The sequence below is a fragment of the Billgrantia sp. Q4P2 genome (assembly GCF_052806135.1).
Genome location: NZ_JBRBAI010000014.1, coordinates 17,793 through 42,994 on the forward strand (window position 1 = coordinate 17,793; position 25,202 = coordinate 42,994).

Annotated in this window: 23 protein-coding genes; 9 read left to right on the forward strand and 14 right to left on the reverse strand. The window is 63.4% G+C overall.

All coding sequences use genetic code 11. The annotated features are described in order from the left end of the window. Positions 1-41: 41 nt before the first annotated feature. The 6 genes from ACUY1T_RS19330 to typA form a co-directional block, all read right to left on the reverse strand. Positions 42-305 (reverse strand): PAAR domain-containing protein, encoded by a 264-nt coding sequence (locus tag ACUY1T_RS19330; protein ID WP_446025187.1) that lies wholly within the window; start codon positions 303-305, stop codon positions 42-44. After that, entirely contained in the window at positions 302-1,267 is a 966-nt protein-coding gene (locus tag ACUY1T_RS19335) for a hypothetical protein (protein ID WP_446025188.1), read from the reverse strand. Before ACUY1T_RS19335 ends, ACUY1T_RS19330 begins: the two co-directional genes overlap by 4 nt. A gap of 50 nt (positions 1,268-1,317) precedes the next feature. Next, on the reverse strand, positions 1,318-3,180 hold the full coding sequence (locus tag ACUY1T_RS19340; RefSeq protein WP_446025189.1) for a hypothetical protein: 1,863 nt from the start codon (positions 3,178-3,180) through the stop codon (positions 1,318-1,320). Between the two features lie 19 nt (positions 3,181-3,199). Next, positions 3,200-4,564, reverse strand: a complete 1,365-nt coding sequence (locus tag ACUY1T_RS19345) for a DUF4123 domain-containing protein (protein WP_446025190.1) — start codon at positions 4,562-4,564, stop codon at positions 3,200-3,202. Between the two features lie 3 nt (positions 4,565-4,567). Beyond that, positions 4,568-6,517 (reverse strand): type VI secretion system Vgr family protein, encoded by a 1,950-nt coding sequence (locus ACUY1T_RS19350; protein WP_446025191.1) that lies wholly within the window; start codon positions 6,515-6,517, stop codon positions 4,568-4,570. A gap of 257 nt (positions 6,518-6,774) precedes the next feature. Then, positions 6,775-8,622 carry a translational GTPase TypA gene (gene typA / locus ACUY1T_RS19355; protein ID WP_446025192.1) on the reverse strand — a complete coding sequence of 616 codons (1,848 nt, stop codon included), beginning with the start codon at positions 8,620-8,622 and terminating at the stop codon, positions 6,775-6,777. 332 nt (positions 8,623-8,954) lie between these two features. Here typA and ACUY1T_RS19360 point away from each other — a divergent pair, with 332 nt between their 5' ends. From ACUY1T_RS19360 to ACUY1T_RS19385, 6 genes are all read left to right on the forward strand, one after another. Further along, positions 8,955-9,494, forward strand: coding sequence for a hypothetical protein (locus ACUY1T_RS19360; RefSeq protein WP_446025193.1), 540 nt, complete (start codon positions 8,955-8,957; stop codon positions 9,492-9,494). Between the two features lie 351 nt (positions 9,495-9,845). Further along, on the forward strand, positions 9,846-11,252 hold the full coding sequence (gene glnA, locus ACUY1T_RS19365; protein ID WP_446025194.1) for a glutamate--ammonia ligase: 1,407 nt from the start codon (positions 9,846-9,848) through the stop codon (positions 11,250-11,252). A 183-nt stretch (positions 11,253-11,435) separates the two neighbouring features. Continuing rightward, on the forward strand, positions 11,436-11,978 hold the full coding sequence (locus tag ACUY1T_RS19370) for a DUF4124 domain-containing protein (RefSeq protein ID WP_446025195.1): 543 nt from the start codon (positions 11,436-11,438) through the stop codon (positions 11,976-11,978). Between the two features lie 349 nt (positions 11,979-12,327). Beyond that, entirely contained in the window at positions 12,328-13,374 is a 1,047-nt protein-coding gene (glnL, locus tag ACUY1T_RS19375; RefSeq protein ID WP_446025196.1) for a nitrogen regulation protein NR(II), read from the forward strand. Further along, positions 13,367-14,776 (forward strand): nitrogen regulation protein NR(I), encoded by a 1,410-nt coding sequence (gene ntrC, locus ACUY1T_RS19380; protein ID WP_446025197.1) that lies wholly within the window; start codon positions 13,367-13,369, stop codon positions 14,774-14,776. Before glnL ends, ntrC begins: the two co-directional genes overlap by 8 nt. Positions 14,777-14,898: 122 nt before the next feature. Continuing rightward, positions 14,899-16,236, forward strand: a complete 1,338-nt coding sequence (locus tag ACUY1T_RS19385; protein WP_446025198.1) for a deoxyguanosinetriphosphate triphosphohydrolase — start codon at positions 14,899-14,901, stop codon at positions 16,234-16,236. A 20-nt stretch (positions 16,237-16,256) separates the two neighbouring features. Here ACUY1T_RS19385 and ACUY1T_RS19390 read toward each other — a convergent pair whose 3' ends face one another. Next, positions 16,257-17,171, reverse strand: coding sequence for a nuclease-related domain-containing protein (locus ACUY1T_RS19390; protein WP_446025199.1), 915 nt, complete (start codon positions 17,169-17,171; stop codon positions 16,257-16,259). Positions 17,172-17,287: 116 nt separating this feature from the next. On the opposite strand from ACUY1T_RS19390, the gene ACUY1T_RS19395 reads away from it, so the two are divergent. After that, the gene (locus ACUY1T_RS19395) at positions 17,288-18,157 is read left to right on the forward strand and encodes an NAD-dependent protein deacetylase (RefSeq protein WP_446025200.1); all 870 of its coding nucleotides are present in this window, start codon (positions 17,288-17,290) and stop codon (positions 18,155-18,157) included. Here ACUY1T_RS19395 and ACUY1T_RS19400 read toward each other — a convergent pair. The 3 genes from ACUY1T_RS19400 to ACUY1T_RS19410 form a co-directional block, all read right to left on the reverse strand. Further along, positions 18,129-18,533, reverse strand: coding sequence for a YbaY family lipoprotein (locus ACUY1T_RS19400; RefSeq protein WP_446025201.1), 405 nt, complete (start codon positions 18,531-18,533; stop codon positions 18,129-18,131). The genes ACUY1T_RS19395 and ACUY1T_RS19400 overlap by 29 nt on opposite strands. A gap of 13 nt (positions 18,534-18,546) precedes the next feature. Further along, positions 18,547-18,921: a translation initiation factor Sui1 gene (locus ACUY1T_RS19405; RefSeq protein WP_446025202.1), complete on the reverse strand. Its 375-nt coding sequence runs from the start codon at positions 18,919-18,921 to the stop codon at positions 18,547-18,549. 135 nt (positions 18,922-19,056) lie between these two features. Beyond that, complete coding sequence (locus tag ACUY1T_RS19410; protein WP_446025203.1) at positions 19,057-19,755, reverse strand: HAD family hydrolase; 699 nt, start codon at positions 19,753-19,755, stop codon at positions 19,057-19,059. 480 nt (positions 19,756-20,235) lie between these two features. Here ACUY1T_RS19410 and ACUY1T_RS19415 point away from each other — a divergent pair, with 480 nt between their 5' ends. Both ACUY1T_RS19415 and ACUY1T_RS19420 read left to right on the forward strand, forming a co-directional pair. Further along, entirely contained in the window at positions 20,236-20,661 is a 426-nt protein-coding gene (locus ACUY1T_RS19415; RefSeq protein ID WP_446025204.1) for a hypothetical protein, read from the forward strand. 388 nt (positions 20,662-21,049) lie between these two features. Continuing rightward, on the forward strand, positions 21,050-21,373 hold the full coding sequence (locus ACUY1T_RS19420; protein ID WP_446025205.1) for a hypothetical protein: 324 nt from the start codon (positions 21,050-21,052) through the stop codon (positions 21,371-21,373). A gap of 72 nt (positions 21,374-21,445) precedes the next feature. Here ACUY1T_RS19420 and ACUY1T_RS19425 read toward each other — a convergent pair whose 3' ends face one another. From ACUY1T_RS19425 to ACUY1T_RS19440, 4 genes are all read right to left on the reverse strand, one after another. Beyond that, positions 21,446-22,831 carry an SLC13 family permease gene (locus tag ACUY1T_RS19425; RefSeq protein ID WP_446025206.1) on the reverse strand — a complete coding sequence of 462 codons (1,386 nt, stop codon included), beginning with the start codon at positions 22,829-22,831 and terminating at the stop codon, positions 21,446-21,448. Between the two features lie 98 nt (positions 22,832-22,929). Continuing rightward, a complete protein-coding gene (locus ACUY1T_RS19430; protein WP_446025207.1) occupies positions 22,930-23,505 on the reverse strand; it encodes a COG4315 family predicted lipoprotein in 576 nt (191 codons plus the stop codon). Positions 23,506-23,569: 64 nt separating this feature from the next. Beyond that, positions 23,570-23,920 carry a hypothetical protein gene (locus ACUY1T_RS19435; protein WP_446025208.1) on the reverse strand — a complete coding sequence of 117 codons (351 nt, stop codon included), beginning with the start codon at positions 23,918-23,920 and terminating at the stop codon, positions 23,570-23,572. A 276-nt stretch (positions 23,921-24,196) separates the two neighbouring features. Beyond that, positions 24,197-25,177 carry a 2-hydroxyacid dehydrogenase gene (locus tag ACUY1T_RS19440; protein WP_446025209.1) on the reverse strand — a complete coding sequence of 327 codons (981 nt, stop codon included), beginning with the start codon at positions 25,175-25,177 and terminating at the stop codon, positions 24,197-24,199. Positions 25,178-25,202: the final 25 nt, after the last annotated feature.

Sequence of the window (25,202 nt, forward strand, 5' to 3'; positions counted from 1 at the left end):
CATGGCAAGGGCGACAAGAACCAGAAGTCTCGATAGCCCTGTCACGGCTGAACCTTTGCCTTGCCCGAGGCGGAGATGATCTCGCCGCCGTGATCCGTCTTGCAGCCGAGGTAAGCCGTGGGCCTGCCATCCGTGGTGGAGCTGCTCGCCCCTTCGATGATGGTGGCCCCGCAGCCGGTCTTGTCGCCCACCCGGGCCACGGGCTGCCCCTCTACCTGAGAAGGCGAGCCCGAGACGATTTCCGTGACGCCATGGCCGGGAATGGGACAGCGATGCAGATCGCCTTTGCGTGCGACGGGTTTCATATGCCGGTCGCCACATCCGCCACCTGCCACTCGCCATTACGGGTCTTGTAGAAGACCACCGGGAAGCTGGCGAAACGCTCACTACCGGCCGGTGGATGCTCCCAGAGTATAGGGTTGGGACGGATTCTCACTAGACGACCATTATCAAGAAATTCAACTTGATCTTTCTTAGGGTCATCTCCCCAGTATAATGGTTGCAACACCGCACCGTCCGGCCGGGTTTGTTGAAATCTTTCCAGCCCTTGGCTGGAATTTTCAATAAAGTCCCGTGCTGACTGCTCCTCCGTCAACATATGCGCCGTACGCTCCCACACCGGCTCTACCTCCCTAAAGATCGCTTCTTTATCATTTCTTGAGATCAATCCATGAATATGCCGGTAGGCGTCGCGCAGCTCACGGCGCAGCTCGGGAGTGTCCTCCAGTGCGGTAGCTTCGCGCTCCCAGTGAAAGGGTGGGATGGGGTCATCAATGGTAAAAGTGATATCCAGACGATAGCCATCAATGGTCTGACCACCACCGAAGATGATGTTATCGAACTCGGAAAGCTGCATGCGTCCATTGCTACGCAGGTGCGGCTGTTCTAGCACACGCACCTCGCCACCGGCTGTGAGTTCGAGGTGTTCGAACTTGCCTTCTGCCTCGCTATAACGAATGCGTATGGGATGAATGCGCTCCTGCTTCTGGGTCGCCCATTGATAACGCTCGAGTGCAATATCGATCGACATGCCATCATTCAGCGCATACAGATACTCCCCGGTATCCGGGTCCTGCCCGGTGATTGGGGAGAAGAGCAGAGAAAGAGTATTTCTTCCCGTCCGAAGATTCAAACCAATGCTCGGTGAATAATCTGCATAGGATACATCTATATTGTCGCGCACAAAAATATCATTGACCCGCAGAGACCAAGCGACTCCCTGCGTATGAATATGGGAGTAATATAGATATTCAGAATTATTGGCCATGGCCGCTCCTTGCCAAACATTTATCGCCAGAAGTGCGAAGGTCAAGTTTCTCAATAGGTTTGCCATTCGGTTACCTCGGGGCTCCATATGGAATAATCTGTGCCTCTGGCGGGAGCATCTGGCCGCTCCTGCGCCATCCTCTCTGCCGCCGTTTGTGATGAGGAGATATGCTGCCTCACCTTTCCGTAAAGATCCCCTGCTTGCGCCTCTGCGCTGCTCTCTCCGCCGAAGTTGAATCCTGTTTGCCTAATGTTATCGTTGTCATTTCCCACTCTTACTTCCGCATACGCCGTTAGGGTCAAAACGACGCCTTCGAATTCATAGCGGCGCTGTCGCTCGCCCTCATGCATACGCATGGCCCAGATCCAGGCGGTATGCAGCGAGCCGCTGGCTCCAGCCTTGGCACTGAATACCCACACCTCTGTGGATACTTGAATTGCAATTTCGGCCGTACCGTTGATCTTGAGTTCACCGCCAAACTGCTGCTGAATACCAGCGTAGGCCGCTTCCAGATTGCCATTGGCCGGAATCGTGATGCTCACTCCGCTATCGATCGTATGCCGCAGGCTGCCCGTGGCGGCCACTTCAAGCTCCGCCTGCAATTTCGCCTTAACGTGTTCACCCGCTGCCATGCGCGCCCGGGCCTCCTGAATGACGCGGGCGCCGGGGCCGCTAAAGCCATAGGCCAAGGCATCGATGAAGTCGAGCTTGCCCGATACCCCAATGCTGAGCGTCGATTCAAGGCTGGAGATGGCTAATTGCAGATCAGGAGACCCCGTGACGGCGGTCAGTTCAAAGCCCTTCGGCTCGAAGGTCAACGACTTGCTGAGCTGTATGCCGGAAGCATACTGGGTACGATCCAGCTCCTGTCGCTGCCGATTGCCCACGAAAACATAGTGATCCATCCTGTCGATGATACTGGCCATGGTGCCGACGAGCCCAGGAGCTTCTTTGCCGCTATCGATCGCCTGACCGGTGTTAGCGGAGCCACCGGCGCTGCCTTCGGCCGTCAACTCGTCGGCTCCATACTGCCCGGTGAGCGTTCCCTTGGCCTCGGCGGAGGCGGAAACTCCTGCTGTCGTGAAGTTGATGCGGGTGGCCAGTTCAAGCTTCCCATCCAGCTTGGCGTAGGGCAGCGGAATGACCTGGCAAGGCACACCCATCGCGGTATCCGAAATGCACTGGTAGGGCGTGAAGCTGGCTCCCTGTCTTCCCTTCACAGCCGAGGCAATGGCTAGCACGGCATCCATGGCAAACAGCGCATACAGCACATTCTCTGGTACGTAGTTTCGCAGTGCCAGACTGACATAGAGTGCTTGCTGGTAGCCGGTGGCCACTTCCACCTGCTTCTCTTCGATGCGGCTGCGCCCATTGGTCAGTCCCGTCGTCTCCATTCTGGGCCGATCATAGTGCCCGGCCTGGCAGCGCTGTCCTTCCCATTCGACCTGCACCTTGGAGAGCAGGTGCATGCCTTCAATCTCCTTGGCGACGACCAGGAGTGTCGTGGCCGCGATACCTTGCTCGTCCGACTCGGCCATTGCCGGTGGCCAGGTAATCTTGCGAGTGCTATCGGTGCTGTCGGATATGCTGCCCGAGATTAGACAGCAAGGCTCGTTGGACTGGCATTCGACGCAGGCCGCTGCGAAATCCGGATCGAGGGTGGGATCGCTACCCGGCTCCGGTGGGATGGGGCTTCTGGCAAGCGGCTGCCCGCCATTACCACCCTGCTCGACCCACCTATTGGCCCAATTTCTCATAACGGGGCTTTCCAGGTTACTTGCGCCGTTGTCGCTCCTGCGCTGGAAGGCCTTGCCGATCTCGTTCTCCAGCAAGCGGCGGTCGTGGGCGCTGAAGCGCTCTCCATCCGAGGCGAGGATATAGGCGAGATCTTCTGCGGTTGGGTTATAGCTCATTCCGATTTTCCTCTGCCTGCTATGGCGACTCGATCCAGGCGCCATGTATCACGCTGATCTGTGCTTGCTGTTTCAGGAAGTCACGCCGAATACGGCCACGCGGTATCCACTCTTCGATGAGCTTGCGCTTCTGCCATGCAAGCTTGCCGGGGTGGTTCAGGATGCCCTTGGCATCCTGGTATTCGTGGAGAAAATCCTGGCCGAACTCCAGCACGCACTTGGCTAACGTCGCCACCTGTTTCCCCGAGGTCATTCCATAGCGTTGCCCCAGCCTGCCGGCAGCCTCGACCGCCGCCAGGATTTCCTCCAGCGGCGTCACGGCATACGTCTCCGTGAGCTCCCTCGCCAGCTTGCGCTGGGCTCGGATTTTCTGCAGTGCACCGAAGCTGGCGAACTCGGTTGGATCGATGGCGAAGCTACGGCCAGGGACGGTGGGATTGGTCTCTTTGTCGCGATCACCCGCTGTGTCGTTCAGCGCCAGCCGCAGCAGCCGCCCCTGTACCTCCTGGGGCGTGGCGGCGAAGTGGGGCGCATCGCTGAGGTTGGCTGCGTCGGGCACGGTCATCAGTGGCGAGAGCCCAACGATGAGCGCGTCCAGCGGGGCCATGAAGGCGGCCAGTTTCCAGGGGGCCAGCGCCTGGGCCATGTCCAGCGCCACGCGCGGGTCGTAGAAGCGGAAGTAGACCGGGGCCTGGTCGTTGGCCGGGGTCCACAGCATGGTGAACTTGCGCAGATGGCTGCGCAGTTGCTTCAGGGTGGCGTGGGACTGCAGCAGCAGGCCCCAGTGCTGCTCCTGGGGCAGGCCTGCCAGCCAGTGACGGATCTCGCTGTCGGGTTCGAGCCGGACCAGCCAGGGGGCGATGGCGCGGGTGGCGGCATCGGTGGTGGCGTAGAGGCAGGCGCTCTGGACCTCGGCAGCGGCGAGCCGTTGCACGGCTTCGCGACAGTTGACGCCGTCGATCACCGCCCACAGTGGCGCCGAAGTAGAGGTAAAGAGGTCGGGCCAGGCGATCTCGTCGTAGCGCACCGGGGGCGCCGACGGGATGGGCTCTTCGGTTGGTGCTGTCGATTCCGGCAGGATGGGCAGCATCTCACCAAAGGCCACCGGGGTACGCGGTGAGAGCGCCTCCGCCAGGTCGAGCAACGTTTTCGACATGCCTTCGCGGCGAAAGCGCTGCAGCAGGGTCTGCACCGCGTCGAGCTGGATGAGGCGGAGCCCTTCGCCGTCGAGGGTTGCCTGCAGTTGGGCGCGCATGTCGTCCGCCGACTCGGCCCGCACCACCACGGTGACCATGACCTCGTCGGCATCGGCCTCCCAGCGTCTCGCCGTGGGCGAGCCGGCGCGCAGGTGGCAGCGCCCGGTCCAGAAGTCATAGGATGACACGGGCTACCCTTGCAGCGGACAGTGGGAGACGAAGGGGCTACCTTCTCCGGCGGCCGCTTCCAGCACGGCGGGAATGGGCGGCAGGGCCGCCGACCCGGGAGAGGCGGAGCCGACGTTGAGATACGGCGTGACGTCGACGCGGCCGCCCGAGACGACCAGCGCGGCACCGCCGGCGACGAGGGTGATCTTGGACGCGTCGAGGATGATCTCGCCATCGGCCTTGAGGGTGATGTCGCCCCCGGCGTGGGTCTGGAAGCTGCTGCCGACGCGCAGCCCGCGTTCGCCGTCGACTTTTTCGCTGAGGTTGGCGCCGACGGTGACCTCGCGGTTGCCCTCGACCGTCTCGATGCGGTCGTTGGCCACGATGAGATGGGAGTCGTGGCCAATGGTGGCGGTATCGTCGTACTCGACGCGCTTCTGGCGCGAGTTCTCGACGTGCACGTCGAGGTTCTTCTGCGCGTGCAGGTAGATGAATTCTTCGCCGGCCTGATCCTCGAAGGTCAGTTCGTTGTAGCCTTCGCCCTGGTGGGTCTGGGTCTTGATCGTGGTACGGGTCTTGTGGGCAGGCAGCAGGTGCGGCGGCCGATTGACCGCGTGGTAGGTGCGCCCGGTGATCAGCGGCTGATCGGGATCGCCCTCGAGGAAGCTGACGACCACTTCGTGGCCGATCCGCGGAATCGCGATGCTGCCGTAGCCACCACCGGCCCAGCCCTGGCTGACGCGAATCCAGGCACTGGCGGTCTCATCGGGCGCGGCGTCACGGTCCCAGGGGAACTGCACCTTGACCCGGCCGTGCTCGTCGCAGTAGATCTCTTCCCCCGCCGGCCCGACCACGAAGGCGACCTGGGGGCCGTCGACGCGCGGCTTGGGGTTGGGCGTGGGGCGCCAGGCGACGTCGCCGGGAATCAGTACCAGTTCGTTGTGGTACTTGGTCATGCCGGCTTGCCCGTCGATCGCGACGGCGTCCTCTTCCAGGGCCTGGGGCTGTTGGCCATGGTGCTTGACCGCGACCAGTTGCCAGCTGCGGTTGAGGCTCTCGGCGTCGTGGTCGGTCAGCTCGAAGCGGGCGCCCGGCGCAAGTTCGGGGAGATCGCTCTGGGCCTCGGCGGTGAGGGCGTCACGGCGCAGCGACTCGAGGCGCACGCGGGTGAAGGGCTGGCCGGAGGCGTCCTGCTTGTAGCGGCCGGGATAGTCGTAGTGTTCGTAGCCGGCGTCATCCCCCTCCGGGGCGATGTGCTCGTGCAGTTGGCCATAGGCGGGCTGCTTGAAGGAGTAGTCCTTGAGCGTGACCGAGTCGGGGGCGACCCGGGCGAGCTGGCGCAGCTGGCGCACGTGGCGGCTGGGGGCGGTGCCGCCGGCACGGCTGTGGTAGCTGCGCGGACCCAGGTCGGCGAGGACCTGGGGCGCGTCGGCGAACACCAGGCGGTGGCCGCCTTCGTGAAACTCGTGGAAGTAGAACAGCCCCTCTTCGGCGGCCAGGCGCTGGATGAAGTCCAGGTCCCGCTCCCGATATTGCACGCAGAACTCGCGAAGCTGGGGTTCGCGGGTCACGGCGAAGGCGATATCGCGCAGGCCGCGCTCCTGGCACAGGGTCTCGATGATGGTCAGCGGCGAAAGCTGCTGGAAGATGCGCGAGTTCTGGCGCAGCGAGAGGCGCCACAGGGCGGGGCGCAAGACCAGTGAATAGCAGGTGCGGCGGTGGCCGCGATCGCCGCGGCCGAACTCGCTGATGATGCCATGCACCCGGCGCAGCGGCTCGCCGTCCTGCCAGATCGTAAGGCTGGCCTCGCGGTCGAGCAGTTCGGCAGCGTCCAGGTCGCCGTTGCGGCTGGCCAGGTTGACCGTCAACTTGAAGGGTCGGGAGAGCGTTTCGCGATGGATGAAGTCGATTACCGCCACATCGTCGACGCCGGGCAGGGTCAGGGTGAACTGCAATCCGGTCAGGCTGGCCATGACGTCTCCCTACGTCCGTGTTTCCGGGCGTCGCGTGCGCGCCCGACGCTGCATTAGCGGTTTCTTGGCGAAACGAGGATACCAATGCTTCGGCGAGGCTTCTGTCGTTTTTCTCTGATCGGCTTGTAAGCCATGGCTGACAAAAAGGCGACGACATTGGCTATCGCCGGGATTGTCACCACTCGGACTGAGCAGCAGGGTAACAAAAAACCGGCGCCAGAAGCCTGGCGCCGGTTCTCGGGTCCGCAGGGGACGTCTTACTTCTTGGCGCGCTTGCGCTCGTGCTCCTTGAGGAACTTCTTGCGCAGGCGGATGTGGTTGGGGGTAATCTCCACCAGCTCGTCGTCGTCGAGGAACTCGATCGCCTGCTCCAGGCTGAATTTCACCGGCGGCGTCAGCACGATGTTCTCGTCGTTGCCCGAGGCGCGCATGTTGTCGAGCTTCTTGCCCTTGGTGGGGTTGACCACCAGGTCGTTGGCACGGTTGTGGATGCCCACCAGCATGCCTTCGTAGACCTCGGTGCCGTGGTCGATGATCAGCTTGCCGCGCTCCTGCAGGGCGTACAGCGCATAGGCCAGGGCCTTGCCGTCGACCATCGACACTAGCACGCCATTACGGCGTTCGATGGCGGCGTCGGGCTTGAGCGCGCCGTAGTGGTCGAAGCGGCTGGTGAGGATGCCAGTGCCCGAGGTCAGCGTCAGGAACTGGCCGCGGAAGCCGATCAGCCCGCGTGCGGGGATGATGAAGTCCAGACGCACGCGGCCCTTGCCGTCGGGGTTCATGTTGGTCAGCTCGCCCTTGCGGTAGCCGAGCTCCTCCATGATCGCGCCCTGGTGCTGCTCCTCGCAGTCGATGATCACCTCTTCGTACGGCTCCTGCCTGACGCCGTCGATCTCCTTGATGATCACCTCGGGGCGGCCCACCGCCAGCTCGAAGCCTTCGCGACGCATGGTCTCGATCAGCACCGAGAGGTGCAGCTCGCCGCGGCCGGAGACCTTGAACTTCTCGGGGCTCTCGCCTTGCTCGACCCGCAGCGCCACGTTGTGGATCAGCTCCTGGTCGAGGCGATCCTTGATGTTGCGGCTGGTGACGTACTTGCCGTCGCGACCGGCGAAGGGCGAGTCGTTGACCTGGAAGGTCATGGACACGGTGGGCTCGTCCACCGACAGCGGCGGCAGCGCCTCGACGGCGGCCGGGTCGCACAGGGTGTCGGAGATGGAGAGCTCGTCGATGCCGGTAATGCAGACGATGTCGCCGGCGGTGGCCAGTTCGGTCTGCACGCGCTCCAGGCCCATGTGGGTCATCACCTGGCCGACCTTGCCCTTGCGCGTCTTGCCGTCGGTGCCGATCACCACGATCTGCTGGTTGGGCCTGACCGAACCGCGCTTGATGCGGCCCAGACCGATGACACCTACATAGCTGGAGTAGTCCAGCGCCGAGATCTGCATCTGGAACGGGCCGTCCTGCTCCACGGCAGGCGGCTCGACGATGTCGACGATGGCCTGAAACATGGGCGACATGTCCTCGGCCAGCGATTCCGGGTCCATGCCGGCGATGCCGTTGAGCGCCGAACAGTAGACGATCGGGAAGTCGAGCTGCTCGTCGGTGGCGCCGAGGTTGTCGAACAGATCGAAGATCTGGTCGATGACCCAGTCGGGGCGTGCACCGGGGCGGTCGATCTTGTTGACCACCACGATCGGCTTGAGGCCTTGGGCGAAGGCCTTCTGTGTCACGAAGCGGGTCTGCGGCATGGGGCCGTCAACGGCGTCGACCAGCAAGAGCACCGAATCGACCATCGACATCACGCGCTCCACCTCGCCGCCGAAGTCGGCGTGTCCGGGGGTGTCGACGATGTTGATATGGAAGTCGCGGCCGTTGCCGTCCTGCCAGCGAATCGCGGTGTTCTTGGCCAGGATGGTGATGCCGCGTTCCTTTTCCTGGTCGTTGGAGTCCATGATGCGCTCCTGACCCTCGGCCTTGCGGTCCAACGTGCCGGACTGGCTCAAGAGCTTGTCGACCAGCGTGGTCTTGCCGTGGTCGACGTGAGCGATGATGGCAATATTGCGCAAACTCTCGATACGAGAGGGGGTTACAGCTGTGTTCATAGGGTGTGACTCATCAACAGGTGCGCACCTATGTACACATCGATAGGACGTACCCTAGGCGCGGGGTAGGGGAGTGGTGGCGCATTGTACAGATAAGCGGCGAAGGGGAATAGCACAACCTCGTCATAAGGCACTTCTCAGCCCGGGGCGTGGCTGCCCCCATGCGCTCGAGGCTGCCCGGGCAATATTCCCGGCCAGCAAAGCTGGGCACAAGTGGGACAACGTGGTGCGATGAAATTCAGCAAGGGAACTTTGATGACACCTTTCTACACTTATCCACACAGTTTGTAACGATGTTTCCCGAGCGGCCCTCCCGTGGTGGAGCCAGAGCCATGACCTTATCCAGTGTCATTTTCGATGCACGTGCCGCGGGAGCGAAACTGCCGCGTAACCTGGTCATCTTCGAGCAGGCCGCCCGGCGCTGGCAGGGTGGCTATGAGCTGCTGCTGGTGGATGATACTGGAGATCGCCGGCTGCCAGCCTTGGCTCAGCGCCACCAAGCCACCCTGCTATCGTGCAGTTCCTCTACCTTGGGCAGCCGCCTCAATGCCGCGGTGCGTGCGAGCCGCGGGGAAGTCTTGCTATTTCCCGGGCTAGGGGATCGTCGCGTTGCCGACTGGCTGAGCCAGCGTCTGATCGACGTGGAGCTGGACAGCCACTGGGACGCTGCCGTCCTGCCGGTACGCCGTCACAGCTGGATCCGCTGGTGGTGGCTGCTCCAGGGTCCTTCGCCATGCGATACCTTCTTGGTGGCGCGGCCCTGGTTCGAGCGCATCGGTGGCTTCGATCCGCAGTTGGGGAGCGATGCGCTTCCCGATCTGCTCGAGCGGCTGCGGGCATGCCAAGCTCGCGTGTCGATCGAGACCGCATGAGATTGATGTCTTTTTTGCACTGTTTTAGTGCGAGGCAGTATTGATTGCACCAGTATGGCGCCTTGTGGAGAGCCCTGAGGGGGCTGAGTGAGGTCAATCGAGCAGGCTTGGTGCAGTGCGATACAGTACGGTGCAAATTAATCTTTCGAAAAAACAGGTGATTACTATTTTGCTGGGCTTGCATGGTGCATTTTTGGCATGCCTCCTGCATTCGTATGGGCAGCTCGCCATGCTTGTGCATGGCGAACGTGGGCAGCAGGCCCACAGCGTGTTACAACAGGCGCTGCAACGAACCCGCGCCAGTGGACTTCAGCCAAACAAATCGAGCCACAGCTCAAACGGAGGACACACATGTCAGCCAAGACTCTCGCCCTGATCGAAGAACATGACGTGAAGTGGGTAGACCTGCGCTTCACCGACACGCGGGGCAAGGAACAACACGTCACCATTCCGGCCCGTGACGTCAACGAGGAATTCTTCGAGAACGGCCAGATGTTCGATGGCTCCTCCATCTCCGGCTGGAAGGGCATCAACGAGTCGGACATGATCCTGCGTCCGGAAGACGGTACCGCCTTCCTCGACCCGTTCACCGAAGACGCGACCCTGGTGCTGCGCTGCGACATCATCGAGCCGGCGACCATGCAGGGCTACGAGCGCGACCCGCGCTCCATCGCCAAGCGCGCTGAAGCCTACCTGCAGTCCACCGGCCTGGGCGACACGGCTTTCTTCGGCCCCGAGCCCGAGTTCTTCATCTTCGACGAAGTGCATTGGAAAGCCGATATCGAAGGCGCCATGTACAAGATCACCTCCGAAGAGGGCGCCTGGGCCACCGACCGTCAGGTCGAAGGCGGCAACCTGGCGCACCGTCCGCGGGTCAAGGGTGGCTACTTCCCGGTACCCCCGGTCGACAGCTTCCATGACATTCGCGGCGCCATGTGCAACACCCTGGAGGCCATCGGCCAGACCGTCGAGGTGCACCACCACGAGGTGGCCAACGCCGGCCAGAACGAGATCGGCGTCAAGTTCAACACCCTGGTGAAGAAGGCCGACGAAGTCCAGGAAATGAAGTACGTGATCCACAACGTGGCCCATGCCTACGGCAAGACGGCCACCTTCATGCCCAAGCCGCTGGTTGGCGACAACGGCAGTGGCATGCACGTGCACCAGTCCTTCTGGAAGGATGGTCAGAACCAGTTCGCTGGCGATCAGTACGCCGGCCTGTCCGAAATGGCGCTCTACTACATCGGTGGCATCATCAAGCACGCCCGTGCCCTGAACGCCTTCACCAACGCTTCCACCAACTCCTACAAGCGTCTGGTGCCGGGTTTCGAGGCGCCGGTAATGCTGGCCTACAGCGCCCGCAACCGCTCTGCGTCCATCCGCATTCCCTACACGGCAAGCCCCAAGGGCAAGCGTGTCGAGGCTCGCTTCCCCGACCCGACCGCCAACCCCTACCTGGCCTTCGCCGCCATGCTGATGGCCGGTATCGACGGTATCAAGAACAAGATCCATCCTGGCGACGCCATGGACAAGAACCTCTACGACCTGCCTCCGGAAGAGGGCAAGCTGGTACCGACCGTCGCCAGCAGCCTGGACCAGGCGCTCGAGGCGCTGGACGCGGATCGTGCTTTCCTCACCGAGGGCGGCGTGTTCACCGACGACATGATCGACGCCTACATCGAGCTGAAGATGGAAGACGTCGAGCGTATCCGCATGACCACGCACCCGATCGAGTTCGACATGTACTACAGCTGCTGATACCGCAGCTCGGACGGCTGGACGAGGCTTGCCTTGCCAGCCGGCTCCGCCAAGGGGCTCCGCATCGCGGAGCCCCTTTTTTGTCGTACACTGAGTGGCGAAAGATTGCCGGGAAATACGTTCATTGGCACATCGGCCGGCCGACAGTTGAGCTGCGCGGGTCGCCATCGAAGGAGAGTCCTCATGGGCAAGGCGATCGTGCTGTGTCTGCTGGGCCTGATACTGGCGCAGGGGGCGCTGGCCACGACGATCTATCGCACCACCGATGCTCAGGGCAACGTGATCTTCACTGACGACCCCAACCGCGGCGGTGAGCCGGTGGAGCTGGCACCACTGACTGTCATCCCTTCGCGCGTCGAGGAGCCCCGGGCCGAGCCGCCACGCGTCGAGGGCGTTGCCCCCCGCATGGACGAGGCGCCGGGCCAGCCCTTCATGCCCTATGACACCTTCCGCATCCGCTCGCCGGAGCACGGGGCGGACCTTCCCGCGAGCCATGCCGGCAACCTGCAGGTGGAACTGGCCATCGAGCCGGAACTGCGCCCCGACCACAGCGTGCGGCTGCTGGTCGACGGCCGAGTGAGCCAGACCCCCATGCATACCCGAGCCTTCATGCTCAACGATCTCGACCGTGGCGAATACGTGCTGCAGGCGGAGCTGCTCGACGCCCAGGGGCAGATACGCCATCGCAGCCCGCCGGTCACCTTCCATGTGCAGCGAGGCTATTGATGCTGCCGCAGGGTGGCGGCTGATTCGAGGCGCTCTGCCCCAATCTGACCATTACCCCCTCTCTTGCTTCGCCCGCCCTGGACCGCGATGCACCAAGGCGGGGGAGGCGCATGCTCCCTGGCATGGCAGTTTATCTGCTTGTGCACCATTATAGTGCATGAGGATGCGCTGCGTTCGCCCTGAAACGGCGCCATGCCGCGCCGGGAAGGGTTGGCGCGTTTCTTGCTTGGAATGTTGAGTCCTGAGTGCTGCCTGGCTTCGGGCGGTGGTTGCGGCGATCCCAACGATGCGCCATGACGATGCACATACTGCTTCATGCACCCCTGCATTCACCAAGGGAAGGTCGTAAATGTATCGACGCCTGATGGAACACCTCACCACGGCGGTGCTGCTGCTGGACGATGAGCTGCGGCTGAGCTGGATGAATCCGGCGGCCGAAGCCTTGCTGGCGGTCAGTCTGGGGCGGGTGAAGGGGCTTGGCCTGGCGACGCTGCTGGCCGAGGACGATGGCATGGGCGAGGTACTGGCCAAGTCCCGCGACGACCAGCACCCTTTCACCCAGCGTGAGGTAAGGCTGGCGCTGCTCGGCGGCGCCGCGGTCACGATCGATTATACGGTGACGCCGCTGTCGACGGCGGAACTGCTGGTGGAGATGGAACCGCGCGACCGCCTGCTGCGGATCTCTCGCGAGGAGGCCCTGCTCAACCGTCAGGAGGCGATCAAGGTGCTGTCACGCGGCCTGGCCCATGAGGTCAAGAACCCGCTGGGCGGGATTCGTGGCGCCGCGCAGCTGCTGGAGCGCGACCTCGACGACCCCGCCCAGCAGGAATTCACCCGCATCATCGTCGAGGAGGTCGATCGTCTGCGCGATCTGGTCGACAGCATGCTGGGGCCGAACAAGCTGGTGCGCCATGAGCCGCTCAACATCCACAAGGTACTGGAGCGGGTGCGCACCCTGCTGATGGCCGAGACACCGTCGGTGGTCATCGAGCGCGACTATGACCCCAGCCTGCCGGATTTTCCCGGCGACGAGGCCCAGATGATCCAGGCGGTGCTCAACGTGGCGCGCAATGCCGTGGAGGCGATGACCGAAGCCGGCACCGAAGCCCCGAGCCTATTGTTGCGCACCCGGGCACGCCGCCAGTTCACCCTGGGCGCGGAGCGGCATCGCCTGGTTTGCGAGGTGGCCTTGATCGACAACGGCCCCGGCGTTCCCGAAAGCCTTCAGGAAACCCTTTTCTATCCCATGGTATCGGGGCGTGCCGACGGCAGTGGGCTGGGGTTGTCCATTGCCCAGGGCATCCTGCATCAGCACCAGGGGCTGATCGAGTGCGATTCCCGCCCCGGTCATACCGAGTTTCGACTGCTTATTCCATTGGAGAGGCGCCATGACTGATGTCGCACGTGTCGCGGTGGTCGACGACGACCGCGCCATTCGCTGGGTGCTGGAGCGCGCCCTGGCTCAGCCCGACCTCGAGGTCGAATGCATCGAGCGGGCCGACGTGGCGCTCAGCCGCTTGCTGGACGATCCCCCCGACGTGCTGGTCACCGACATTCGCATGCCGGGCATCGACGGCCTCGACCTGATGTCGCGAGTGCGGGAAGTGCACCCCGACCTGCCGGTCATCGTGATGACCGCCCACTCCGACCTCGACAGCGCCGTGGCCTCCTATCAGGGCGGCGCCTTCGAATACCTGCCCAAGCCGTTCGACGTCGACGAGGCGCTGGCCCTGGTGCGTCGTGCCGTGGCCCATGCCCGCGAGCGCAAGCGCCCGGTGAGTGTGCCCGAGGGGCTGGACGCCGAGATCATCGGCGAGGCACCGGCGATGCAGGAGGTGTTCCGTGCCATCGGCCGCCTGTCACACTCGCACATCACGGTGCTGATCAACGGCGAGTCGGGTACCGGCAAGGAGCGGGTGGCCCGCGCCCTGCATCAGCACAGCCCGCGTTCCACCCATCCCTTCATTGCCTTGAACATGGCGGCGATTCCCCGCGACCTGATCGAGTCCGAGCTGTTCGGCCACGAGAAGGGCGCCTTCACCGGTGCCACGGCAAGCCGCCAGGGGCGTTTCGAGCAGGCCAACGGCGGCACGCTGTTCCTCGACGAGATCGGCGACATGCCCGCCGAGACCCAGACGCGGCTGCTGCGGGTGCTGGCCGACGGCGAATTCTACCGGGTCGGTGGCCATACGCCGGTAAAGGTAGACGTGCGCATCATCGCGGCCACCCACCAGAACCTGGAACGGCTAGTGGAGGATGGTCGCTTCCGCGAGGACCTGTTTCATCGCCTCAACGTGATCCGCGTGCACCTGCCCAAGCTGGCGGAACGGCGCGAGGACATCCCACGGCTGGCGCGGCATTTCCTGGCCGAAGCCGCCAAGGAGCTCGCCACCGACATCAAGGTGCTGACCAAGGACGCCGAGGCTCACCTGACCCGGCTGGCCTGGCCGGGCAACGTACGCCAGTTGGAGAACACCTGTCGCTGGCTGACGGTCATGGCCTCGGGGCGCGAGATCCTGATCGAGGATCTGCCGCCGGAGCTGCGCCAGGGGGAGGACAGCGAGGTCGCCAATGGCGACTGGCGTGCTGCCTTCCGCGACTGGGCCGACCGTGCCTTGGCGGCGGGCCACACCCACCTGTTGGAAGAGGCGGTGCCGGACTTCGAGCGCATCCTGATCGAGACCGCGCTCAAGCATACCGGCGGGCGCAAGGGCGAGGCCGCCGAGCTGCTGGGCTGGGGCCGCAATACCCTCACCCGCAAGCTCAAGACGCTGCTGCCCTCACTGGCGGAGGATTGATGCACTAGTCATCAGTTTCGAAAGGCCGAGCTTCAGAGGGCCCGGTCTTTTTTGGTGGATTATCGTAGCCGTGGTCATAGGGCCCGCGGCAGTGCCAGAATGAAGGCTTCAGGAGGAAGCCCATGACGCAGATGCACTGGCAGCAATTGCTCGACCCTTCCCGGCTGCACGGAAAGCCCACCAGCGGCCGTGACGAGATCGGCCGCAGCCCGTTCCACAAGGATCATGATCGTATCGTCTTCTCCGGCTCGTTCCGGCGGCTGGGGCGCAAGACCCAGGTCCATCCGCTGACCGACAACGACCATATTCACACCCGCCTGACCCACTCCCTGGAGGTGGGCTGCGTGGGGCGCAGCCTGGGCATGATCGTCGGTGAGCTGTTGCGCGAGCGGTTGCCCGGCTGGATTACCCCGGCCGACCTCGGCGTGATCGTGCAGGCCGCCTGCCTGGGGCACGACATTGGCAACCCACCCTTCGGCCACGCTGGCGAATACGCCATCCGCGACTGGTTCAAGCGCGCCGAGCGCGACGGCAGCGGGCTACTCGAGGGGTTGAGCGAGCATGAACGGGCCGACCTGCTGACCTACGAAGGTAACGCCCAGGGCTTTCGCATCGTCACCCAGATCGAATACAACCAGTTCCGCGGTGGCATGCGCCTGACCGCGGCCACTCTGGGCACGCTGCTGAAGTATCCCTGGACCGTGGAGCACGGCGGCAGTGCCGGCAAGTTCGGTTGCTACCAGTCGGAGCGGCCGCTACTCGAGGACGTGACCCGCAGCCTGGGACTGTTGCCGCGTGGCGAGGGGCGCTGGTGCCGACACCCGCTGGCCTGGCTGGTGGAGGCCGCTGACGATATCTGCTACGCGCTGCTCGACCTCGAGGATGGCCTGGAGATGGGTATCCTGCGTTTCGACGAGGTGGCCGAGGTGCTGCTGCTGATCGCCGGCGACGCGCCGCCGGACTATCCGCGCATGGTCCGCGACGGCGTCTCGCAGCGACGCCGCATCGCTGCGCTGCGTGGCGCCGCCATGGAGCGGGCAGTCAACGACGTGGGGGCCGTGTTCGTCGAGCACGAGACGGCGCTGCTCAACGGTACTCTCTCCAGCGACCTGCTCGAACTCTGCCACCCCGACCTGGGCTGGGGCGTGGCGGCGGCCAAGCAGCTCGCTCGCGAGCGCATCTTCCAGAACGAGCGCAAGGCCAAGCTGGAGATCGGTGCCTATACCACGCTCGGTATTCTGCTCGAGGCCTTCATCGGTGCCGCCCACGAGCTGCACTTCACCGGCCAGTCGAGCTTCAAGCATCAGCGGGTGCTGGCGCTGATCGGCGAGAACACGCCGCGCCCCTCCTGGTCGCTCTATTCCAGCTATCGGCGGATGCTCGATTTCATCGGCGGCATGACCGACCACTACGCGGTGGACTTGGCGCAGGAGATGGGCGGGCGCCTCCGGGGGGACTGAGCGCATCGAATGAGCGGTGCCTAGATCGAGGGCTGTTGCAGAGCCGGGTTCTTGTCCAGTTCCGCGGCGCGCTCGATCAGGGCCGCGATCACCTTGTCGTGCAGCCCGTCGTCCAATACGCCGAGGTGGCGTTCGTTGAGCTGTTGAGACAAGGCTTCGCCGCTCACTACCATCAGGCCCTCGGGCGTGCCGGCGCAGGAGATGTCCCAGCCCGGCAGGGCGAGTACTCCCTGCACCGGTACCGGACTGCCACAGCGCTGCTCGAGCCATGAAGCAAGCCAGCGCGAGGCGCGCAGGGTCTTGACCAGTGGGGCATGCTCGCTCCAGCCCGGGAAGCGCAGGCGCTCCGGCTCGACCGTGACCAGGTTGATCTCGCGACCGTCCGCGGTGAACGGCCTCGTCCGGGCGCGTGTCTCAACCACGAACACACCGTGGGGCGTAATGGCGACATGGTCGATGATGTCGGTGTCGGTCGGCACATCGTGGAACACATAGTAGGGGTGCGCCTCGGGGTGCACCATGCGCTCCAGCTCCTGGCCCACGGCCAGCTCGCAGGCCAGCCCCAACTTGATGCGCCGGATATGCTGGAAGTCGCGAATCAGCAGGAAGCAGTAGACCAGTACCAGTACGGTGCTCAGTGCGCCATAGAGCGCCCACTCGAGCCAGTTCTGACGGCTGGCGAAGAGCATGCGGCCCATGCCGTATACCAGTGGTGCCAGGGTTACGATGGGGCCCAGCGCGCCGTTGAGGAACAGCGTGGCGAAGGCACGGTCGAGCCGGTTGCGCAGGGCTTGACCGGGCTCGCGCAGATGGCGGGCATTGAAGGGCGAGCGTACGCGGGCGTCATGCAGGTTGCGCAAGGCGATGACGATCACGGCCATTGCCCCGAGGGGGAACAGGAAGATGAGAGGCAGCAGGTATTCCAGCCAGGCCATCGGGGTTCGTCCTTGCCGGTGAACGTCACATAAGCATTACATTCTAGACAAACTGGGGCATGCAGAGCCATCTATGTTCAGTATCAGGCAATGCGCTGCATCATGACGGATAGACGATGAACGATACACGACAGCCCGCCGAGACAGAAGCCGTCGAACGCCTACAGGCGTTCATGTCCCGCCATCCGCGCCTGGCCGTACTCACCGGCGCCGGGGTCAGCACCGACAGCGGCATTCCCGACTATCGCGATACCACGGGGGCTTGGAAGTGTGCCCCGCCCATGCAGCATCGGCAGTTCATGACCAGCCATGCCGCGCGGCAGCGTTACTGGGCGCGTGCCCTGGTAGGGTTTCGCACGCTGCACCGAGCCCGCCCGGGTGACGCCCACCGCGCCCTGGCCCGGCTGGAGGAGGCCGGGGTCGTATACGGGGTCATCACCCAGAATGTCGACGGGCTGCATCAGAAGGCGGGCTCACGGCGTGTCATCGACCTGCATGGCCGCGCCGAGCAGGTGCGCTGCATGGGCTGCGGTGCCCTGCGCATGCGTCATGACCTGCATGCCGAGCTGGCCGAGCGCAACCCCCACTGGCTGGAAGTGAAAGCCGATGTGCGGCCGGATGGCGATGCCAATGTCGAGACGGATTTCTCCGCCTTCGAGATGCCCGGCTGCCAGCGCTGCGGCCAGGGAATCTGGAAGCCCGACGTGGTGTTTTTCGGCGATAGCGTGCCGCCCGAGCGGGTGCTCAGGGCCCGGGCGATGGTCGATGAGGCCGATGCCCTGCTGGTGGTGGGGTCGTCGCTGATGGTCTATTCAGGCTATCGCTTCGCGCGCCAGGCAGCCGGCTCCGGCAAGCCGATTGCCTGCCTCAACCTGGGGCGCACTCGCGCCGATGGGCTCTACTCGCTCAAGCTCGAGGCGCCGGTGGGGGCGGTTCTCGCGGCGGTGGCCACCGCCGTTACGGGCGAGGGTCGAGCGGCAGGTTGACCGGCCCCTCTCCGATACCCGAGATGGCCACCGGCTCGGACGTCACATGGGTCAGGCTACCTTGCTGGCGCAGTTCGGCCGATAGCTGCGGCGAGCTGGCTGCCTCGAGCGTGCGGCGGTCGAAGCGCAGCACGACCGGCCAAGGCCCGCTTCCGCTCGGGGTGGAGCGGGTTTCCGCCAGGGTTCCCCCGGCATCCCGCAGTTGCACCCGCAGCTCGGCATCCCCGGTAGGCTCCAGTCCGGCTGGGGGAGTGACCCGGACGTTGAGTTCGGCAAAATCGGGCGTGCCGGCGCAGCCAGCCAATACCACCAGGGCTCCGACAACGAGAAGCCACCGGCCTAGTGCGGTTTGCGTTGCAGTGCGTGATGAAGACATGACGTTCCCTCGTTCAGCCGCCCGCGAGTTTGACGGTATGGCCCAGGCGCTCTAGCTCGGTCTTGAGCAGTTCGCGATGGTCGCCCTGGATCTCGATGACCCCGTCGTGTACCGAGCCCCCGGTACCGCAGCGCTTCTTCAGCGTCTTGGCCAGCGCCTTGAGTTCCGCAGCAGGCAGCGGCAGCCCGGAGATGGTGGTGACACCCTTGCCCTTGCGGCCACTCGTTTCACGGCGAATACGCACTATGCCGTCGAGCGATGCGATGCGCTCCTGCTCGGCCAGTTCGGCGCAGCGGCAGGCGTCCTGCGGTTGGCGGCAGTTGGGGCAGATGTCGCCATGTTCGGTGGAATAGACCAGGCCGCGCAGCTGGTCCTGAAGTGAAGCCATGGAAGCTCCTGGCGTCGTGAAAACAGGAATGGTGCTGCCGTGATGATAACGTCCGGCGGGGCTCGTGCCTACGCGACTTCACCCACCGCCAATGAGACGCCTTGGTAAGTCGGTGGGGCGAGGGGACGGCTAGGCTCAGCGGGCGTGAGCGACCTGGCGATTGTCCATGGCCCTGGCGTGTGCCAGATTCTCGATCACCGTGGGCAGCTGATACATGCTGCTGATCATGATTGCCCCTTCGGGGGTTTCTTCGGCATCGGGGTAGCGGTTCAGATGGATGACCGTCATGCCGGCATCGAGCGCAGCCTTGACACCCACCAGGGCATCATCGATGGCAATGCAGTCCTCGGCATCGAAGCCCATCATGTTGGCTGCGTGCAGATAGAGGCGGGGGTCGGGTTTCCAGCACTTGGCGGTATAACCGCTGTAGAGATGCGTGCCGAAGAAATCGGAGAAGCCGATGGCCTTCAACGCAGTGAGAATCTTGTTTTCGGGCCCATTCGAAACCACGCCACACGGGTAGTCGGACAATGCCAGGAGGGCTTCGCGGGCTCCCATGATCGCCGACAGTTCGGTCTCGAGCCGGCGGTTCAGGTTGCTGCGCATTTCGGTTTCGGTTTCAGCCAGGTGCAGAGGGTCGACACTGCCATAGCGGTCTTCGAGCACCGCCACGATGTTGCGAAAGCGGCTGCCGCGAAATTCGCCGATGTAGTCACTGGCCTGGAAGGGTAGCCCCAGCCGGGTCAGGCTGGCGGCCATTTCGGCGGCCAGCAGAGGCTCGCTGTCGACCAGCGTGCCGTCACAATCGAAAAGTAGGCATAGGGGGCGAATCATACCGATATTCCTTCGCAGTCCTGTGACTGTCGAGCACCATACCTCTTGTATCGGCATGCGGGCCGGAAAGTTTAGGCTGCGCATGTTTTGCGAACGCTGTTTCCTAAGTATTGCGCGTAAGGCCATCGGGTTCAAGTTTCCCAGTAACATCGCGTCGCACCGGTGGCCCGGGCTGAGGAGGGAAAGCCTTCAGGAGATGGTGGGCTGTGCCTGCCTAGAACGGACCCATGTGTCAGATGTCACCACCCACCGGACCTTTTTCAAGTGTCGTTATGGCAAGCGGATGTTTATACAAATAGCTGATTTTAAATAAATTTTAAGTTTAATTGGCCTCTTGGCCCGACAGCTGCAACCTTCAGGGTGAGCACGACATGCCGGTCGAGACAACAGCGCCAAATCGTATTTGCTATTTCACCGGCATGACTAGCGAAGCCTCGGCTTCAAAGGAAACACACGTTCAACTCCCCTGGAGGTGCGAACATGATGTCCAAGGAATTTCTCAAGAAACTCGGCATTGTCGGTATCACTTTTGGCCTGACTGCCAGCCCGCTGGCCTTTGCCGATTTCCATGACGAAGAGGACGAGCAGGGTGCCGTGCCTCAGGAAACGGTCCCGGGTGAGGATGCAGGTGCAGGTGCCGAAATGGGTACTGACACAGGTGCAGATACCGGTATTGATGCAGGTGCCGAAACCGGTGATAGCGGCCTGGGTACCGATGCCGATACCGACATGGGTACCGGTGCTGGTGCAGACGCCGATGTAGGTGCCGGGACTGGTGCTGACGTAGGTGCCGGGGCCGGTGCTGGCGCTGAAGGCGATACCGGCTTCGACGCTGATGATGAGTGGGAAGAAGAGAACGAAGAGGAAGAGTGGGAAGAGGATCAGGATGACGACCAGGATTGGTAAAGTCTGATGCCCAAGGATGGGCAGTCGCCGTCAAGGACGATGGCGACGTCATCTAACGGTTGATCCGTCAACCGCCTCGGATCCGCCCCCGGCCATGCTGGGGGCGGTTTTTTATGCGTTCGGTATCGGCCTTCTGGCTCCGATGATGAAGTGTGCAGAACCGTTCATTCTGTGCTCATGTGTCATTTTTCTCCATGCCGGAGCGTGCACATGGTACCCCTGAAGCTTGGCATGGCTTTCTTTATCCTATTGTTTATAAATGATTTTATTTCCACCTGGCAGCGTTGGCCTGCATTTCGCTTTCTTCAGGATGCGTCGGAATCCTTACCATGCGATTTCGGTACATGCATCCAGGAAAGCAAGTTCAAACTTCATTGGAGGTACGAACATGATGTCCAAGGAATTCCTCAAGAAGCTCGGTGTCGTCGGTATCACTTTTGGCCTGACCGCCAGCCCGCTGGCCCTGGCCGATTTCCATGACGAGGAAGAGGATCAGGAAACCTACCCGGAAGAGACCGCTCCGGATACCAACGGCAATGCTCAGGGCAGTGCTGACTTCGATACCATTGAGTACGAGAACGAAGAGGAAGAGTGGGAAACCGACGAGTGGGAAGAGGAGAACGAAGAGGAAGAGTGGGAAACCGACGAGTGGGAAGAAGAGAATGAAGAGGAAGAGTGGGAAGAGGAAGGTGACGCCGACCAGGATTGGTAATGGTCGAGGCTCACTAACCTCCCCCACGATCGCCCTCGGCTCCGCCGGGGGCGATCTCTTTCCTGGCTGACATCAAATCCAGCCGAGCCACTCCCACCATAGATAGTTCAGCGGCCACAGCAGCAGCACGCTGAGCACGGCGGTGACCAGGCACAGCCTGGCCGTCTCGCGCAGCGAGATGCGCGCGGCGAGGATGCCGACGATCAACGGAGGCGCCTGATAAGGCAGCAGCACGGTGGAAAATCCGACCACTTGGGTCATGTACACCGCTTCCGGCGTCCAGCCGGTGATATTGGCAAGACCCGGCGCCATTGGGGTGAGAATGGCGGGTATGCCCGGTAGCGTGACCAGCGTGCCGAGTATCATGGCAAGGCCCGAGAGCATGCCGAAGGCCGCCGCATCGGTGGCTTCACGCAGTGGCAGCACCGACAGCAGGCTGCCGGCCACGCGTTCGCCGAGGCCGCTATGAAAGGCCAGGGCGCCGAGGCTGACGATGCCGGCCACGTAGAGAAAGGAGTCGAAGCTGATCGACTGCAGCGGGCCCTGACCCATCAGTCGGCTACCGGGAAACAGGCAAACCAGTGCCACCAGCAGGCCGATCCAGGCTGGTGAGATACCGTGCCAGGCATCGCTCATCCACAGCAGGACCGCCACCGAGAGCAGCGCTGCCAGACCCAGCTCGGGCCGCGAGAGCCGGGGCGTCTGGCCCGGGCCGGTAGCGGGCTTGGGCGCGTGTGCTGGATAGAGCCACAGCATGACCGCGATGAGCAGCAGGGTCTTGAGCAATCCCAGCACTGGGAAGTGCAGCAGCAGGTAGTCGCTGTAGTTGGGTGGCGTGCCCAGCACCGCCTCGGCGGCCCCCATCAGCACGTTGTTGGGCACGTTGGCGGGCAGGATGGCATAGGTGGGCAGAAAGGTGCCCATCATGCCACCGAGGATCAGCCCGGTGCGCCCTCGCTCTCCGGGCTCGTAGCCGAGATGATCGGCCAGGGTGGTGAGTATTGGCACCATCAGCAGAATGCGCCCCATGCCGGAGGGCATGAAGAAGGCCATCGCCAGGCCCAGCAGGATCACACCGATCAGCGCGCGTCGATAGGAGCCCTCCAGCCAGGGGCCGACGCTCCGGGCGAGGCTGGTACCGAGCCCGGTATACTGGATCGCCGCCCCGATGATCAAGCCTGAGAAGACCAGCCAGGTTGCCGCCGATCCAAAGCCGGCAAAGACGATGTCAGCCGGTGCCACCCCGGCCACGGTGCATAGAGTGAAGAACACCAACGCCGTGAGCCACTGTGGCAGCCAGCCGGTGGCCCACAGGCCGATACAAAGACCGATCACGGCACCTGCCCGAACCATCAGCGGCGCCCCCGGTGTCAACAGCAGGAACAGGGTTATCGTCAGCGCAGCGGCGAGCGAGATCCATTGGCGAGGCGTGGGCAGCGACTTGGCAGCGGCAGGCATGGAGGCTCCGGGCATGGACGGGGCCGAAGATTTTAGCAGGCGAAGGATTAGGAGGACATGCTGCCCGAGTGTCATCCCTATCTATCGGGGCGGCTGGCTCAAGGTTCTACCGGCTCGGCCTGCTCCGCTGGCGCCTCCTTGAGGATCTCACCCTCGGGTGAGATCAGGTACCAAGGGCCACCCATGTGCTCCAGGCCTTGGCCCAGCGCGTCTCCGGGGTAGACGTCACGGGCAAAGAAGTAAAGTGGCCAGCCGTCGTAGGTCACCTGCTGTGTGCCATCCTCGCGCTCGATCACACCCAGGCGGTCGGCATCGACGTGCTCGCCTGCAGCAGGCGGCTCTTCGGTGGTGTAGGGCGGCCAGGCGATGGCACAGCTCTCGTAGCAGGTACTGTAGTCGCCGCCCTGTTCGTCTTGCTCGAACATGTAGAGGCTTTTGCCGTCCTGATTGGTCAGATAACGGCCGAAGGGTTCCCGTTCGTCGGTTTCGACGCGCGCCTGATCGATGGGGTCGGGCGTCGCTTCAAGCTGCTGCTCTGACTCCTCGGGGCTCATTCCCTCCACCTGTGACGGATCGTCGTTCCCATCGGTCTCGGCGGTTTCCGGCGCGGCAAGCGCCGGGGCGACGACGAATGCCGCCACCAGTATGCCGCCCGCCAGCAGGCTTGACTTCATGTCGACCTCTCCTTGGCAACAGATGCCCTTTCACTGTAGGAAGCCCTACGGCGATGGCGCAAGCTCAGCGACGGCGCGACAACCGCCGGGAGTTGGCGCTGCTACGGCGATGATAAGGTGTCATGGTGCGGCGTCCCATGACCCACCAGGGGGCCGTCTGGCCGAACGCCATCTGGAGCATGGCCTTCTGAATCTCGAAGCCGGTTTCCATGCTGGCCTCGAGCTTCTCGCTCACCATGCGCTGGTTTTCCTTGAGCATCCGGGGGCTAGTGGGAGACTGGGTCTGCCATAGGCCATGGCGCATGGCGATGGTACTGAACGAGGTGGACCACAGCTCGAGGGCCATGACGCTCAGTTTCCATACGTCCAGCATGGCGGCCGGGGTATGCGGAATGAACGGAGAATGGGGTGACATTACGACTCCTTGTCGCTTGATGACGGTGGTTCCTGCACCTGTCGGTGTTCTTGATCCTAACAGTATTCTTGGCCACTGTATGTTGCGTTGCAGCGTAAAAGTGGTATCCCTGGCCTGTTGAGACAGGCGCTCCACTGCTGCCGGTAGCTCGCGGGCGTGATGAATGGCCGTGGCACCGGCGAAGGTCGCTTCCAGCTCTATGAAGATACCTCGGCGGAAGGGCGCTACGTCAGCGTGCCAGATCGTGACCCGGTGGGTTGGACGGAAATCCGAGACTCAGCTCCGCTGCCAGGCCGCCTCGTTGACCAGGCTGATCGGCCGCTTGCCATCGAGCGCGAGGGTGATGTTGTCCACCGCGCGCTGGGCCATGGCGTCGCGGGTCTCGTGGGTGGCCGAGCCGATGTGGGGCAGTGCCACTACGTTGGCCATGTGCGGTAGCGGCGACTCCGGCGAGAGCGGCTCCTGCTCGAACACGTCGAGCCCCGCGGCGTGGATTTCGCCGTTCTCCAGCGCGCCGATCAGCGCTGCCTCGTCGACTACCTTGCCGCGGGCGATATTGACGAAGATCGCCGAGCGCTTCATCAGGCCGAACTCGCGCTTGCCGATCAGATGGGTCGTCTCGGCCGACAGCGGCACGGTTACGCAGACGAAATCGCTCTGGGTCAGCAGCTCGTCCAGCTCGCAGCGCGTGGCGCCGAGCTCCCGCTCCAGCTCCAGCTTGGGCGAGGCGTTGGAGTAGAGCACCCGCATGCCGAAGCCCAGCGCGCCGCGGCGGGCTACGGCGGCACCGATGCGGCCGAGGCCGATCATGCCTAGCGTCTTGCCGTGTACGTCGCTGCCGAAGTGGGCCTCGCCGATGCTCTCTTGCCAGTCACCACGCTTGACGAAGTCGGCCAGCTCGATGGCACGCCTAGCCGTTGCCATGATCAGCAGGAAGCCGGTGTCGGCGGTGGTCTCGGTGAGTACGTCGGGGGTGTTGCACAGCAGGATGCCGCGCTGGGTCAGCGCCTCGACGGGGTAGTTGTCGTAGCCCACCGAGATGCTGGCGATGGCTTCCAGATGAGGGGCCTGGTCGAGCAGCTCGGGCGTGATGAGCAGGCTCGAGCCGACGATGCCGTGGGCCTTGCTCAACGCTTGGCGAAAGTCGGGATCGCCGGTGTTCTTCAGGGTTTCGAAATAGTCGACGTGGAAGCGTTGCCTGAGCTGATCGAGGTGCGTCGGCTTGAGGCGGCTGTAGGCGACGATGCGTTTTGTCATTATTTCGCTCCGATGTTGGTGCTGG

Excerpts from the sequence above, each read along its gene's own strand:
- ACUY1T_RS19330 (WP_446025187.1), bottom strand. The coding sequence starts at position 305 with ATGAAACCCGTCGCACGCAAAGGCGATCTGCATCGCTGTCCCATTCCC.
- ACUY1T_RS19335 (WP_446025188.1), bottom strand. The coding sequence starts at position 1,267 with ATGGCCAATAATTCTGAATATCTATATTACTCCCATATTCATACGCAG.
- ACUY1T_RS19340 (WP_446025189.1), bottom strand. The coding sequence starts at position 3,180 with ATGAGCTATAACCCAACCGCAGAAGATCTCGCCTATATCCTCGCCTCG.
- ACUY1T_RS19350 (WP_446025191.1), bottom strand. The coding sequence starts at position 6,517 with ATGGCCAGCCTGACCGGATTGCAGTTCACCCTGACCCTGCCCGGCGTC.
- typA (WP_446025192.1), bottom strand. The coding sequence starts at position 8,622 with ATGAACACAGCTGTAACCCCCTCTCGTATCGAGAGTTTGCGCAATATT.
- ACUY1T_RS19360 (WP_446025193.1), top strand. The coding sequence starts at position 8,955 with ATGACCTTATCCAGTGTCATTTTCGATGCACGTGCCGCGGGAGCGAAA.
- glnA (WP_446025194.1), top strand. The coding sequence starts at position 9,846 with ATGTCAGCCAAGACTCTCGCCCTGATCGAAGAACATGACGTGAAGTGG.
- ACUY1T_RS19370 (WP_446025195.1), top strand. The coding sequence starts at position 11,436 with ATGGGCAAGGCGATCGTGCTGTGTCTGCTGGGCCTGATACTGGCGCAG.
- glnL (WP_446025196.1), top strand. The coding sequence starts at position 12,328 with ATGTATCGACGCCTGATGGAACACCTCACCACGGCGGTGCTGCTGCTG.
- ntrC (WP_446025197.1), top strand. The coding sequence starts at position 13,367 with ATGACTGATGTCGCACGTGTCGCGGTGGTCGACGACGACCGCGCCATT.
- ACUY1T_RS19385 (WP_446025198.1), top strand. The coding sequence starts at position 14,899 with ATGACGCAGATGCACTGGCAGCAATTGCTCGACCCTTCCCGGCTGCAC.
- ACUY1T_RS19390 (WP_446025199.1), bottom strand. The coding sequence starts at position 17,171 with ATGGCCTGGCTGGAATACCTGCTGCCTCTCATCTTCCTGTTCCCCCTC.
- ACUY1T_RS19395 (WP_446025200.1), top strand. The coding sequence starts at position 17,288 with ATGAACGATACACGACAGCCCGCCGAGACAGAAGCCGTCGAACGCCTA.
- ACUY1T_RS19400 (WP_446025201.1), bottom strand. The coding sequence starts at position 18,533 with ATGTCTTCATCACGCACTGCAACGCAAACCGCACTAGGCCGGTGGCTT.
- ACUY1T_RS19405 (WP_446025202.1), bottom strand. The coding sequence starts at position 18,921 with ATGGCTTCACTTCAGGACCAGCTGCGCGGCCTGGTCTATTCCACCGAA.
- ACUY1T_RS19410 (WP_446025203.1), bottom strand. The coding sequence starts at position 19,755 with ATGATTCGCCCCCTATGCCTACTTTTCGATTGTGACGGCACGCTGGTC.
- ACUY1T_RS19415 (WP_446025204.1), top strand. The coding sequence starts at position 20,236 with ATGATGTCCAAGGAATTTCTCAAGAAACTCGGCATTGTCGGTATCACT.
- ACUY1T_RS19420 (WP_446025205.1), top strand. The coding sequence starts at position 21,050 with ATGATGTCCAAGGAATTCCTCAAGAAGCTCGGTGTCGTCGGTATCACT.
- ACUY1T_RS19425 (WP_446025206.1), bottom strand. The coding sequence starts at position 22,831 with ATGCCTGCCGCTGCCAAGTCGCTGCCCACGCCTCGCCAATGGATCTCG.
- ACUY1T_RS19430 (WP_446025207.1), bottom strand. The coding sequence starts at position 23,505 with ATGAAGTCAAGCCTGCTGGCGGGCGGCATACTGGTGGCGGCATTCGTC.
- ACUY1T_RS19435 (WP_446025208.1), bottom strand. The coding sequence starts at position 23,920 with ATGTCACCCCATTCTCCGTTCATTCCGCATACCCCGGCCGCCATGCTG.
- ACUY1T_RS19440 (WP_446025209.1), bottom strand. The coding sequence starts at position 25,177 with ATGACAAAACGCATCGTCGCCTACAGCCGCCTCAAGCCGACGCACCTC.